Here is a 13,314-nt window from a genome sequence, read left to right as displayed (position 1 = left end):
TGTTCCCAGATTTCGCTGCTGCGGTTCAATCCAAGAAATCCGGGAACAACAGCGGCCGGAAGACCAAACTTTCTCTGCAGTCACGGCGTATCCCTAATCCCCGAAATTTTACCGCTTCAATCTATCCCCCTCACACCTTAAAGCGGGTCACCGACTCCCGAAGCTCCGTAAGCAGCAGCTTCAGCTCCGCGATGCCGTTAGCTACAGCGGTGGTTGAGCTGAGCTGCTCATGTGCAGAAGCAGAGGTCTCTTCGACACCTGCCGCGGATTCCTGGGAGAGTGCCGAGATATGCTGGCTGAACTCGTTCATAGTCTCGCTGGCACCAGTCATTTGCTGCAGGTCCTGGCCCATCTCGTCGATGGTCACCGCCATCATGCGGACCGAGCCGTTGATCTCGGCAAGCGCGTCACCAGTCTCGACAATCTGCCGGCTGCCTTGCTCCGTCTTGGCTACTCCGCCGCGCAACTGCTCCACCATGGTTCTGGAGTCGAGCTGGATGCCCTGCGTAATCTCTGTAATCTCCGAGACCGTCCGCTGCACATCCTCTGACAGCTTCCGTACTTCCTGTGCGACAACAGCGAAGCCGCGTCCGCTGTCACCGGCCCGTGCGGCTTCAATGGCGGCATTGATCGCCAGCAGATGTGTCTGCTCCGAGATGCTGCGGATGGCCCCCACCAGATGGAAGATGCCTTCATTCTTGCGGTTCAGCTCTTCTACGGTGTCCATAGACTGCGAGACCGCAGCGGCAATCTCGTTCATCTGCGCCACGGAGCTTTCCATGAGCGCCCGGCCCTTCTCACCCTTTTGCCGTACCTGCTCGGAATGATTGGAGAGATCCGTGCCTCTGCCGGCAAAATTCTCAATTAATGTGTTAAGCTCCTCCACCGCCTTGGAGGCATCCACCGCTGCTTCGGCCTGGCTCCCGGAGGCTGTGGCCAGCTCCTCCATCGTCAGCGCGATCTGGCTGCTGCCTTCCTTTGTATCGGCAATACGATGCATCAGCTCATCGCCCTGCTCCGAAATAATAGTGGATACATTTCGGATCTGGCTGACCATTTCGAGCAGCGTGCGGTTCGTTTCATTTACGGTCTTGGCGAGCAGGCCAATCTCGTCCTTGTTGCGGATCAGCGTCTCTTCCGCCGTCAGATCCCCGCTGGAGATCTGCTGCAGTTGTGCAGTTACCCTTTTAAGCGGATTGATAATGGTTTTGCGGATAACCGTGTTCGTCAAGCCGATCACCAGAAGCGCAGCCAGCACAGTCACAATACTTAACGTCACGGAGGTGTTGAAAATTTTCGCAGAGATTTCACCCTCATTCTCAGCATCCTTGTGACTGTGTGCTACCAGCGCATCCAGATCCACCTGCATGGAATTAAAAGCGTCAATTCCCTTCTGCGATACCTCCAGAGCTAATTTCTCGTCATTGGAGCTGCTGAGCAGGATCGCCTGATTGTTGACCGTCAGGAACTCGCCCCATTTCCCGACAAGCGACTGTAATTGCTTCAGCTCCTGATCTCCTTTCAGATTGGCTTTATATTCCTTAAAGGTATCCGATACTTTACGGATGAATTCCGACCGTTCTTCCGCAAGGGCGTTTTTGTCTGCGTTGTCAGTGCTCAGAATATGCTGCAGGCTGAGTGCCATAACATGCTCTGTGAGGTAATTGACATTATGAATTTTATTCAACTCGGGGATGATGTGATTAATGATCTTCCCGGTATTATTCTGCATGCCGTTCATTTGATAGAGCGACACCCCGCCGCTGATCAGAACGAATACAGCCAGAGCCGCATAACCGGATGCGATTTTGAAGCCAATGCTTTTTCCGCCGCTGGACAGCTTCGCCTGCTGCTTCTTGCCTGCTCCCTTCCTCCCTTTTCCTAACAAATCCTTCAGTCGCTGACCTATGCCCACACTTGTGTGCCCCCTTGAAATAATCTGGATGATCCCACCGATTTCCATCTGTTTACATTCGTTTTCATAAAAAAAGCAAAAAAAAATAGGTTATATGTACTATGTCGGCAGCAGGCGGCTAAAAATTTATATGTTTCTTTCGATGTAAGGTTTTACCTGCCAGCCCAGGCAGCGGACAGGTAAAGGTTCCACTATATAGGTCTAATCCAGATCGTATATCGAGCCGACCTTCAGCCCGTACAGCTCGTTGTAGATTTTCTCGGCAAAAGCGTCGGTCATTCCGGCAATATAATCGGTCACCATATGCTCCCAGGTCCAGATCGGTCTGGCTGACTTCTGGTCCTTCTCGAACCGCTGCAGCCAGTCGGAAGGGATAATGCTCCGGGATGTCTCGGGATCAAGGAACGCCTCCCACAGCCGCCGCAGTATCCACTCGCTCCGTTTCTGCAGACGCTGTACGCGCAAATCGCGGATCATCGTTACCCAGGCGAAGCTTTTGAGCACACTGACGGTCCGCAGCATGTCCTCATCCTCCTTGCCTTCCTTAATGAAGGTAACCTTCTTCCAGTCCCCGTCCCCGATCACGCCGAGGCTGGCGACAAAGGTACTGACCCAATAGGCCTTAACTTCACGGCGGGTGCGGGAGTAGTCATTCTCACAGGTCGGCATCTTCTCCTTCCAGACCCGCAGGAACGAGCTCAGCACCTCCTCCACCTTGAAGCGGATCGCGGACTTGTTCCAGCCGGACCAGAAGGCATCCTCAAGCGTGGTGATTTTTTCGACAATCAGCCGCTGGATATAGTCGTCATGCATGAAATGCTCATGCACCTCAATCTTCCCGGCTTTGATACCGTCCTCCAGATCATGCGCCGAATAAGCAATATCGTCACACAGGTCCATCAGCTGCGCTTCCAGCGTTTTTTTGCCTGCCGGAATTCCCCACTGGGTGCGGATCTCGTGGATATACTCCCATTCGTGCAGATACATGCCCTTCTTCAGCACTGTCCCGGGAAAAGGATATTTGTTAATGCCCAGCAGCACCGCGTCCGAGAGGTTCAGGCCGTCGATATTCTCGCGCTTCTCCAGGAACATAATCAGGCGGAAGTTGTGGGCGTTGCCTTCAAAATGCTCATATTTGCGCTTCATACTCTCATGAATCGTCTGCTGCTGAACGGGCCCTGCCCCGGACTTGGCTACCGCCTCCACCGTCTTGCGGGTCACCAGCTTCTCCAGCAGGTTGTCCAGCACCTCTTCTCCCTTATGCCCGAACGGGGGATGTCCGAAGTCATGGGCGATGGCCGCACATTCCACCACCTCGGGATCAATGACCAGGCCCGGATTGTCCGCAGCTCCTGTCTCTACTTCCGGGTAAGAACGCAGCAGACTCTTGGCCGCTTCACGGGCAATCTGCGCCACCTCCAGCGAGTGGGTCAGGCGCGTCCGGTAGTAATCCCCGGTTCCGGCTCCGAATACCTGGGATTTGCCCTGCAGCCGCCGGAAGGTCGGCGAATGGATCAGACGCGAATAGTCGCGTTCATATGCGGCTCTGGAGGTCTCCAGCTTCGTGATTTCGGGATATTGTCTATGCTCTCTTTGTTCAATCAGTGTCATCTCCGCTGCCCCTATTCCTTGATCTGTATTTAGTAACTTATTATAAGTCATTTCCGCCGGAACTTTCACTCTAAAATGCAAATCACCCTGCGGGCTGCTATAAATGCATAGCAACCAAGGGGGATAGAGCATTCTAAGACTTAAGCAGCAGGAACCGCTTATAAAAACAAGTGTGGAGTGAATCTGAGAGCTATGAGAACAGCAACCCGAATAACCGCCGCAGTTCTTGCAGCGCTGGCGCTGATGCATAGCCCTTCCGGGCTGGTCCTGGGCAGTCCGGGCAAGGCAAAAAACCGCTATTACTATGAGGAGCGCGGCGATATGATCTGGGAAGTTCGCACCAGCCAGAAGGTGATTGCCCTGACCTTCGATGACGGACCGGACCCCCTGGAGACAGACGGCATTCTGGAGGTGCTGCATGAGTATGATGCGAAATGTACGTTTTTTGCGATTGGCAAGCGGATCGCTGCCTATCCCGATGTCGCCAGACGCGTAATTAATGAAGGACACGAGCTGGCGAACCATACCTATAACCATGTCTATTTCAAAAGGCCGATCTCCGGGAAGCAGATTCAGGAGGAGCTCGCGCTGACGGAGCAGGAAATTATGAAGATATCCGGCAGGCACAGCAGCCTGTTCAGACCGCCGGGCGGAATGTACGACGAGACCCTGATCGATGTGTCCAACAGCATGGGCCTGAAGCCCGTACTGTGGTCCTGGCATCAGGACACCCGCGACTGGAACCGCCCCGGCGTCTGGAACATCTCAAGCCGGGTGATCCGCAATGCCAAGAGCGGGGATATTGTCCTGTTCCACGACCATGTCCACGGGCCGTCACAGACGAAGGAAGCGCTGAAGATCATTCTGCCTGAGCTGAAGAAGCAGGGCTTCCGGTTCGTGACCGTGTCGGAGCTGATTGAGTTATCCGATGTGCAGCAGGCGAAGACGGACCGGCATATGACCTATTAGAGGCCTTCCCCGGATTGCACAGGTTCTCAAAATAAGGTAGGCTTGAGCATAATAAGGCTATGCTAATATGGCTATTTGTGAATCTGCCAGTCCATCCCCCAGGAGGGTTAATATATGACCGAGAATACTTCCTATACAACCGAGGAAATCGCCCGGCTGCTCAAAATCTCCAAGCTCAAGGTCTATGATCTGATCAAAAAGGGCGAGCTGCCCTCTTACCGCGTCGGCAAGCAAATGCGCGTGGACCTCTCCGATCTGGAGAAGTACAAGCAGAATTCCCGCAACAGCGGGGCCTATGCAAATCCGCTGCCCGGGGGCGGACTAACCGAAGCTGCACTGCCGCAGGCCCAGCCATCGCAGCAGACGGGGCCGCCGTTCGCCGCGCCTTATCAGGCCTTCGCCTCCCCGCCGCCGCACAGCATGAAGAGCAGCAGTATAAATGTAGTCATTACCGGCCAGGATATGTCACTTGATATTCTGGCGACCCATCTGGAGCGGACCCTGCCGTCCACCCGTCCGCTCCGTTCCTATGCGGGCAGTCTGGACAGCCTCATAGCCATGTATCAGGGTGAATCCGATATTGTAAGCACCCATCTGCTGGACGGCGACAGCGGTGAATATAACCTGCCTTATATCCGCAAGCTGCTCGTAGGCTTCTCCTATATAGTGGTGCATCTGCTGACACGCAGCGCAGGCTTCTATGTGCAGAAGGGTAATCCGCTGGGCATCCGCAATTGGGGTGACCTCCGGCAGGACGGAGTGACGCTGATTAACCGTGAACGCGGCTCCGGCGCCCGGGTGCTGCTGGATGAACAACTGCGCCTGCATGGAATTCCGTCATCAGGTTTGAATGGATATACTAATGAAGAGAACAGTCATCTGGCAGTAGCCAGTCTGGTGGCGAGAGGCGGAGCGGATGTGGGCATCGGCACCGAGAAAGCAGCCAAAATCATTGAAGGCATCGACTTCATTCCGCTGATCCGCGAGCGCTACGATCTGGTCATGGTGAAGAAGCCGGAGAATGAAGCCTGGATTAATGCCATTCTGGATATTCTGCGCTCGGAGGCGTTCCGCAGTGAGCTAAGCTCGATTCACAGCTATGACCTGAGTGAGACGGGAGATATTATTTACGAGACTTGAAAAGATCTGCTATTTTTCCGGCCGAACGAGGAGGTACGCATGTTATCCACAATACCGCAGGCAGCATTCAGGCCGGAGCGCTTGTTTTTTTCAAGCATACACAGCTATTACGGAAGATTTGCACAAGGGGAGTCTTTGCCCCGCAGGGTCCTTCACCGCCATGCCTTGTGTTATGTTACAGCAGGTAAAGGGCAGATTATCCTAAATGGGAGGACGCTTACGGCGAATAAAGGAGATTTCTTTTTGTTATTGCCCGAAACTTCGGTGGAAGGCAAAGCGCTGACGACAGAACCGCTGCATTATATGATCATTTTCTTCTCCTGTATCCAGCTTCGTACAAATCGCAGGCAACAGCAGCTCCACCCTCCGGAATTTCCAATTAGCGGGAAGCTTGAAGCTTCCGGCCATCCACAGGCTGCAGAGATCACCCGCCACATGACCTCCTTTCACCGTACCCGTGACCCGGAGGATATGATGCACGCCAAATACCGGCTGCAGCTGCTGCTCGCGATGCTCCTTCAACCAAGTAAGCGTATTGTGCAGGACAAGGCTGTAGGGATGGACATTGTGCTTGCCCACATGAAGAACAACTACAACCAAGAGCTTAAAGTCGGGCAACTGGCTCTAATGGCGGGCTTAAGCACCAATCATTTTATCAGAGCGTTCAAGCAGCTTACACAAAAGACTCCTATGACTTATTTAATGGAGGAGCGGATAAAAAGGGCCAAGCAACTGTTGTTCTCTTCTGAACGGGTCAAGCAGATCGCCAAGGAAGTGGGCTATAAGGACGAGCATTATTTTAGCCGGGTGTTCAAAAAATCGGAAGGCGTGGCACCGGCCAGCTACCTCAAAAATAATCATATCCGTATTGCTGTTCTCTACTATGGTCTGGATGATTACCTGATGACACTTGGACTGGCGCCAGTGGCTGCGCTGTCTTACCGGGAGCGGGTGTCAAGAAATTACAGCCTCCCCCACTCCGGTATACTGGAGCAGGACATAGTCCGCCTGAACGGTTCCCGGTTGAATTATGAAGAGCTGGCACGGGTGAAGCCTGATCTGATTATTGGGAGCGACCGCCTGTTACCAGGCGAGGTCCTGGAGTCCATCGCACCGACGGTTGTTCTTATGCATACCGATAATGTGGAGCAGCAGTTGTCAAGGTTGTCCCGTATTCTGGGCAGAGAGCAGCAGGCTGACGACTGGATGAACCGCTACGCAGAGCAGAAGCACCTCCTTAGATCACAGCTGGAGGCACAGGATGTGCTGCCCACCGTTTCTTTTATCAGAGTCAGCTCTGAATTCTACCGCTTGTACGGCGCCTCCAATCAGACAGGAACTCTGCTATACCAGGATCTTGGACTGCGTCCTCCCTCCTCAACCCTTGAGCAGACGGGAGCAGTGGATTTCGAGATTCATGAGCTTCCCCGGTATAATCCGGGAACCATCTTTTTGGCTGCGGACCCTACCCTTGAATCGAGACAACGGCTGGAAGCCCTGCTCTCGTCCAGAGAATGGTCTTCACTGGATGCAGTGAAGCAGTCCCGGGTATTCGATGCCGGAGATCTGTTGTTCAAAACACTCGGACCCTCAGGCAGAAAGTGGGCCATGTCGTATGTTGCATCCCGGATTAGCAGACCGGCCGATAGAATTATCCACGCCAACACAGGGTTATAATCCATTGAAAAGTATGGATCGTTCTCCTATCATAATGATAATGATTATTATTATCTATTGCACAAAGGAGACTAGAAATAAATGAAGCGAATGAAATCCCTCCAGTTCCTGCTCCTTGCCGTGCTGCTGCTGATACTGGCTGCGTGCAGCAATGGAGCAGGACAACCACAACCGGCTTCTGAAGAACCGCGTCCCTCCGCCTCCCAAACCAGCGGTCAGGGAGCTGCGGAACCGGGCACACGCACAATTACCCACCTTAAGGGAGAAGCTGTGATTCCGGCCAAAATCGAAAAAATCGTTGTTCTCACAGCAGAGTACATAGATCATCTGTTGACTATCGGAGAGAAGCCCTCCGGTGTAAACACCGAGGTCCGGTACGGAGGAGAGTATCTTCCCTATCTGGCTGACAAGCTGCAGGGTGTACAAACCGTAGGTTCGGCAGATAATCCCAACCTTGAGGCCATTACCTTGCTTGATCCGGATGTGATTCTTATTGAGAGCAGGACGGCCGAGAATTCGTATGAGCAACTGAACAAAATCGCCCCTACCATCGTTCTTGGAAATGAATGGCTTGATTATGGAGACGATACTTCCTTTTGGACCAAGGATCTGCTAACCATTGCGGAGATGTACGACAAGACGGACCTGGCGAAGGAAAAAATTGCTGAACTGGAACAGAAAACGGTCCAGGCCAGCGGGAAAATCAAAGCGCTGGACAACAAAAAACTCGCCTACCTCCGTGTACGGGAGAAGACACTCCAAGTGTACGCACAGCAAGGTCATCCAACCAATGCATTACTCTACCAGGATCTCGGGTTCGAACCTGCCGCACTTACGCCGGAAGACCAAAGAGCAGATTTATCCTTGGAGAAAATACCGGAGCTGGGAGCAGACTTTATCGTCCTTGAGGTCGATTCCAATGCCCGCGATTTCCTGAACAGCATGCAGGCCAGCCCGCTCTGGAAGAACATCCCTGCCGTACAGGGAGGAAAGGTTCATGAGACCGATTCCTTCTGGCTCTTCAAGGGCTGGGGAGTGATCGGCCGGGGTGAAATTATTGATGAAATCATGGCATGGCTAGAGCAATGAGTGGCGTTGTACCTTTTGGCAGCCAGTGGAGACAAGCTTTCATGCAGCAGCATTTTGCCGTGACTGTCGCGGAGAAACGGAGTACTTCTTTTCCGTTCAGTACAGAGGATCTATTGGACGAAGCGAAGCTTCCGCTCATTATCGGGCAGCAATCACTTCAGCTTGGGCAGCCTCCAGGAATTGTAGTAGGAGCTTTGTTTGCCAAAAGGTACTCGGTGTTGATCATGGGACTGGCCGCCTCCATCACACTCTTCGATACCCCGCTCTCTCTGCTGCCCGGCGCTTTACGGTTCAGACTGACGGATGCAGGAATGATGCATTATGAAGCAGAAAGGGCCGCCACGGACAAATGGCCTGCTAACTCTTCGGAAGTCCGTCAAGCCTGCCTTGCCGATTATATGGATCGCCTGCTGGCACATTTACGGCAGGTGCTCCAGTCTGTATCAGGGTATACGGGAGCTCAGGAGAAAGTCATGTGGTCGCTGATTGCGCATAATTTGCATAACCTGTATGGACGGCTGCATACGGACAAGGGACTCTGGGACTCTGAGGACCGGGGCCGGATCATAGGCAAGGATTATACTACCCTGCTTCAGCCGGAGAAGCCGGATGAATTATCCATGCGGTTCCGGCGGTATGAGCATCCGAAGCTGCGTGGCCATTCATTATATCTTCGCAAGCATTGCTGCCTGGCCTACCGGATCAGGATTGGGCCTGATGCCGGAGAGTATTGCAGCACTTGCCCCAAGCTATCCCCGGAAGAGCGAGGGCGTATATTAGATGAATAAGCAACGCCCCTCACCGGTTCGGGAGGGGCGTTGCTTTGTTCTGTTCTGCTATTCTCTAGGACCCATATTGACAATAACATCCCGGTTATAGCTGCCTCCGGCAAACATGATGCCCTCCGGCTCCCTCTTACGGGGCAGCAGCGCCTCGGAGATAATATTGCCGGTATGGTCAAGGTAGCTGGTGACATCAATGCTCTTATGGTAAAGGCAGATATCATCCACCCGGTCCTCCATCACAATACGCAGCGCGGTGGCCTCCTGCACGGAGAGTAATTCCCCATGCTGCCGTACCGGCAGCCGTTCTGCGCTCACCTGCGGCTTTGCTGCCCCGAACGGAACAGCCAGGGTAACGATAGCCTCGCTCCCCGTCAAGGTAAGGGAACGCTTCATTACCGGATTCCCGCTGTAGTGGCCCTGCTTGAAGATCAAGCCCTGCTCCAGCGTCAGCCGGTCCTCAGCCAGCCCGGAGGGGAGCGGCTTCAGCAGCAGATTGGCCCCCTCCAGCTGAGAGACCACTTCCCCGCTGAGAGAGTCGCAGGCTGCTGTACCCGGCGGCAGGTGGAAGTACTGCTCATAACGGTGCTGCCCTTCTGCTTCGAACAGGTCCACGATCAGCCAATAGCTGTTCTTGACGAACAGCACCTTACGGGAGTGAACCACCGGATCTTCGTACCGGGTATATCCGTACTGGCTTGCAAAAGCATAATCATAGACCTCATTAAATTGCATATCCCAGATTCTGCAGCTGGCTGTAGGCGGCGTATTCCAGTGGAAGCTGCGGACATGCTGGTCCTGCCCGTCAACAACTACAGTGTTATGGGCGCGGGTCGAGACTATATATTTACGTTCCTTGTTCCACTCGAACAAGCCCATGCCCGAATCCGCCAGCAGCTCGCGTCCTCCGGCGTAGAGCACCAGGCTAAGCGCATCGGAATGCGCATGCCCGCCGATCCCGACGCCTGCCCGCATCGCCATGTACATATCGTTAGGGCTCCAGCCCTGGCGCGAGGTCACATAACCGCCTGCCGGGAAGCAGGCTGCTGTCTCCGCGGGCTCCACGGCCTTCAGCTGATCATACTCCGCCGCAGCCTCCGGCCCCACTCTCCACAGCAGGGAGAACGGCAGCCGCTCATGGCCCAATGCCTTGAAGTCCCCCCGCTGGTACAGATAAGCGCCCAGGCTCATGACACCCCTCAGCTCACTGACGACCTGAACATCGGTATCGCCGAACTTGACCAGTTGCCCGTCCGGTGCCAGCAGATGCATCGTGACGACATACATTTTCTCCAGCGTCTCCCGGTATTCTCCGGCATCGATGCCGAGCTTCTGGTAGAGAACCACCAGTTCATACAGCTCGCGCATGACGATCAGGTGGTAATTCGGGCTGCCCTCGAACTGTACCCCGTCGGGGTAGACGTTCTCAAGGATGTATCCCGGCAGCTTGCGTCCGGCGTATTCCAGCCATGCGGCGGAATCCTTCAGCTCCGGCAGAAGCAGCGCCGTCTGAGTCAGCCCCCGGAGCTGCATGCAGACATGGTTGCCGCCGCCGGCATGGTATTTGCGCACATATTCCCCATGCTGCTGGAAGGACTGAATCAGCTTCAGCTTCACCTCAGCCCTAAAGGCCGGGGAGCCGAAGAAGGTAATGAACGCTTCCGGCAGCATGAACATCCGCACACCGGCCGAGAGGGGGTCCCAGGTCGAATGCTCTGCCCGGAAGGTACCATCCACCGGCATAGGGTTATCGTCAATGAAATGGCTGATCATATCATTGAAGCATTTGGCGTATTTGTCATCCCCGGTCAGGGCGTAGGCCCTGGACAGGCGCTTCACATAGACGAACCGGGTCAGATGCAGCTGATACTGCGAGCTGTCGAACAGCCAGCTGTTCCAGTCATACCTTCCTTGCCGGAAGACCACTCTTTTCCCTTTGAACAGGGGGATATCCCCCTCTACAATCCGGTCCGCCTCGGCAATATCCTGCTGCGCCTCCTCCTCTCCGCTATAATGGCTGGCAGCGTACGCCGTAAGCCCAGGAACATCCTTCACCTCAAAGTAATATCTCCAGTTGTTACCCGCTGCAATGACTTCTAAATAAGCATCCCGTGCACCGGGGACATCGCCAGCGTCCAGCTTCGCAGCTACACCGGCAAGCTCCGGTCTGGTCAAGTCCAGCATTGTTCTTAAGAACTCCCCGGCAGCCAGCTGCGGCTTCGTATATGCGGGATTGTGCCGCAGATCCTTATACCCCATATTCAATTCTATCATCACCTTTATATTCGCGGATCTCTCCGCCTGAGTCTATTCCTTAATCGAACCAAGCATGGCACCCTTGGCAAAATACTTCTGCAGGAACGGGTACACTATGACGATAGGCAGCATCGCCAGCAGAATGGCCGCATTCTGGACATTGGGTCCAAGGTTAGCCGCAAGCGAGGCATCCACCGCTGCCTCTGCCGAGATATTGGAGGCGCTGATCGCTACCATCTGCCGCAGGAGCGGTTGAATCGGCCAGCGCGTCGTATCATTCAGATAGATAACCGCCGAGAAGAACTCGTTCCAGAACTGCACCATGAAGAACAGAGTGAACGTGGCGATAATCGGCTTGGACAGCGGCAGCACGATCGAGTAGAGAATCCGGAATTCTCCGGCCCCGTCAATTCTTGCCGCTTCATCCAGACTCTCAGGCAGGCTCTGGAAGAACGAGCGGATGACCATGATATTGAAGGCACTGGAGGCTGCCGGAAGCACTACCGCCCAGTAGGAGTCGATCAGACCCAGATTTTTGACGACCAGATAGTTCGGAATCATGCCCCCGTGAAAAATCATCGTGAAGAAAATAACCAGCAGCATGATCCGGCGTCCGGGCAGAAATTTCTTCGACAGGGCATAAGCCAGTGTAATCGAGACAAACAGGCTGAGCACCGTGCCCATCGCCGTGATAATTACAGAGTTCTTGACGGAGGTCAGGAACGTGTTCGCATTCAGCAGATAGCTGTAGGCGTCCAGTGTCCAGTGCTTGGGCCAGATGAAGAAATTCCCGGCCATCGAATCTCCCGGCGGACTGAACGAGACCGCAATAATATATAGAAAAGGCAGAATAACCAGCAAGCTGATTAAGCAAATTATGACTACAATAATGGTATCAAACCAGGTTGCCTTAAGCTTCATAACCTCTCCACTCCTGTTCTAGTTCTAGAATATGCCTTCCTCACCCAGCAGCTTCGCCGCATAATTGGCCCCGAGGACCAGGATCAGACTGGCAACGGATTTGAACATGCCTACGGTAATCGCGAAGCTGTAATTGAATTGCTCCAGACCGACGTGGTAGACGAACAGATCGAAGACATTGGAGACATCGAGGTTAAGGCTATTGGTCATCAGGAAGATCTGCATGAAGTTGGAGTCCATGGAGGAGCCCAGACGGAGCAGCAGCAGAATCACGATAGTCCCTTTGATGCCGGGGAGGGTGATATGCCAGATGCTCTGCAACCGGCTTGCTCCATCCACCTTGGCTGCTTCATACTGCTCAGGGTTAATCCCCGCCAGTGCCGCCAGGAAGATAATCGTGCCCCAGCCCGCATCCTTCCAGATGGACTGGAAGATGACCAGCGGCCGGAACCATTCATTGCTGACCAGGAAATTGGCGCTGCCGTCGAACCACTGGCCGAGGTAATGGTTAATGACGCCCGAAGGACCGAAGAAGGAAATCGTAATCCCGTAAATCACGACCCAGGAGAGAAAATGGGGCAGATATACGATGGTCTGCGAGACACGCTTGAACACCTTGAGCCGCACTTCATTCAGAAGCAGCGACAGGAAGATCGTGAAGGGAAAATAAATGATCAGATTCAGCAGACTGATCAGCAGCGTATTTTTCAGCAACATATAGAAATCGGAGGTCCCGAAAAACTGTCTGAAATTATCCAGCCCCACCCAGGGACTGTCCATCATGCCCTTGAACGGGCTGTATTCCTTGAAGGCCAGAATGAGTCCTGTCATCGGGATGTAATGAAAGGTGAGAAAGTAGAGAATACCCGGTGCTGCCAGTAAGTAAAAGGGCCATAGCTGATGAAACCGTTTGGGTCGTAAAGCTCTCTGCACAGGCTAAACCTCCTTATCCAA

At 53.8% G+C, this 13,314-nt stretch carries 10 protein-coding genes; 5 read left to right on the top strand and 5 right to left on the bottom strand.

Features of this window, described 5'->3' with window-relative positions; translation table 11 throughout:
- Positions 1–130 precede the first annotated feature (130 nt).
- Complete coding sequence (locus tag MKX63_RS17790; protein WP_341018961.1) at positions 131–1,915, bottom strand: methyl-accepting chemotaxis protein; 1,785 nt, start codon at positions 1,913–1,915, stop codon at positions 131–133.
- A gap of 201 nt (positions 1,916–2,116) precedes the next feature.
- On the bottom strand, positions 2,117–3,526 hold the full coding sequence (locus tag MKX63_RS17785; RefSeq protein WP_341018959.1) for a deoxyguanosinetriphosphate triphosphohydrolase family protein: 1,410 nt from the start codon (positions 3,524–3,526) through the stop codon (positions 2,117–2,119).
- 192 nt (positions 3,527–3,718) lie between these two features.
- Here MKX63_RS17785 and MKX63_RS17780 point away from each other — a divergent pair, with 192 nt between their 5' ends.
- From MKX63_RS17780 to MKX63_RS17760, 5 genes are all read left to right on the top strand, one after another.
- Positions 3,719–4,495: a polysaccharide deacetylase family protein gene (locus MKX63_RS17780; RefSeq protein ID WP_341018957.1), complete on the top strand. Its 777-nt coding sequence runs from the start codon at positions 3,719–3,721 to the stop codon at positions 4,493–4,495.
- A gap of 114 nt (positions 4,496–4,609) precedes the next feature.
- Positions 4,610–5,635, top strand: a complete 1,026-nt coding sequence (locus tag MKX63_RS17775; protein WP_341018955.1) for a helix-turn-helix transcriptional regulator — start codon at positions 4,610–4,612, stop codon at positions 5,633–5,635.
- A gap of 39 nt (positions 5,636–5,674) precedes the next feature.
- Entirely contained in the window at positions 5,675–7,312 is a 1,638-nt protein-coding gene (locus MKX63_RS17770) for an AraC family transcriptional regulator (RefSeq protein ID WP_341018954.1), read from the top strand.
- A gap of 81 nt (positions 7,313–7,393) precedes the next feature.
- Positions 7,394–8,401, top strand: a complete 1,008-nt coding sequence (locus tag MKX63_RS17765) for an iron-siderophore ABC transporter substrate-binding protein (RefSeq protein WP_341018952.1) — start codon at positions 7,394–7,396, stop codon at positions 8,399–8,401.
- Positions 8,398–9,189, top strand: a complete 792-nt coding sequence (locus MKX63_RS17760) for a (2Fe-2S)-binding protein (RefSeq protein ID WP_341018951.1) — start codon at positions 8,398–8,400, stop codon at positions 9,187–9,189. The genes MKX63_RS17765 and MKX63_RS17760 overlap by 4 nt, the downstream gene beginning before the upstream one ends.
- 48 nt (positions 9,190–9,237) lie before the next feature.
- Here MKX63_RS17760 and MKX63_RS17755 read toward each other — a convergent pair whose 3' ends face one another.
- The 3 genes from MKX63_RS17755 to MKX63_RS17745 are packed head-to-tail and all read right to left on the bottom strand — an operon-like array spanning position 9,238 to position 13,293.
- The gene (locus tag MKX63_RS17755) at positions 9,238–11,457 is read right to left on the bottom strand and encodes an alginate lyase family protein (RefSeq protein WP_341018950.1); all 2,220 of its coding nucleotides are present in this window, start codon (positions 11,455–11,457) and stop codon (positions 9,238–9,240) included.
- A gap of 33 nt (positions 11,458–11,490) precedes the next feature.
- A complete protein-coding gene (locus tag MKX63_RS17750) occupies positions 11,491–12,360 on the bottom strand; it encodes a carbohydrate ABC transporter permease (protein ID WP_341018948.1) in 870 nt (289 codons plus the stop codon).
- A 24-nt stretch (positions 12,361–12,384) separates the two neighbouring features.
- Positions 12,385–13,293 (bottom strand): ABC transporter permease, encoded by a 909-nt coding sequence (locus MKX63_RS17745; RefSeq protein WP_076157105.1) that lies wholly within the window; start codon positions 13,291–13,293, stop codon positions 12,385–12,387.
- Between the last annotated feature and the right edge of the window lie 21 nt (positions 13,294–13,314).

This window comes from Paenibacillus sp. FSL R7-0179, assembly GCF_038002265.1.
GTDB lineage: Bacteria > Bacillota > Bacilli > Paenibacillales > Paenibacillaceae > Paenibacillus_AQ.
This window is presented reverse-complemented; position numbering and strand designations above follow the sequence as displayed.

Coding starts and splice junctions, on each gene's coding strand:
- MKX63_RS17775 (WP_341018955.1), top strand. CDS start 4,610: ATGACCGAGAATACTTCCTATACAACCGAGGAAATCGCCCGGCTGCTC.
- MKX63_RS17780 (WP_341018957.1), top strand. CDS start 3,719: ATGAGAACAGCAACCCGAATAACCGCCGCAGTTCTTGCAGCGCTGGCG.
- MKX63_RS17785 (WP_341018959.1), bottom strand. CDS start 3,526: ATGACACTGATTGAACAAAGAGAGCATAGACAATATCCCGAAATCACG.
- MKX63_RS17770 (WP_341018954.1), top strand. CDS start 5,675: ATGTTATCCACAATACCGCAGGCAGCATTCAGGCCGGAGCGCTTGTTT.
- MKX63_RS17760 (WP_341018951.1), top strand. CDS start 8,398: ATGAGTGGCGTTGTACCTTTTGGCAGCCAGTGGAGACAAGCTTTCATG.
- MKX63_RS17750 (WP_341018948.1), bottom strand. CDS start 12,360: ATGAAGCTTAAGGCAACCTGGTTTGATACCATTATTGTAGTCATAATT.
- MKX63_RS17765 (WP_341018952.1), top strand. CDS start 7,394: ATGAAGCGAATGAAATCCCTCCAGTTCCTGCTCCTTGCCGTGCTGCTG.
- MKX63_RS17755 (WP_341018950.1), bottom strand. CDS start 11,457: ATGATAGAATTGAATATGGGGTATAAGGATCTGCGGCACAATCCCGCA.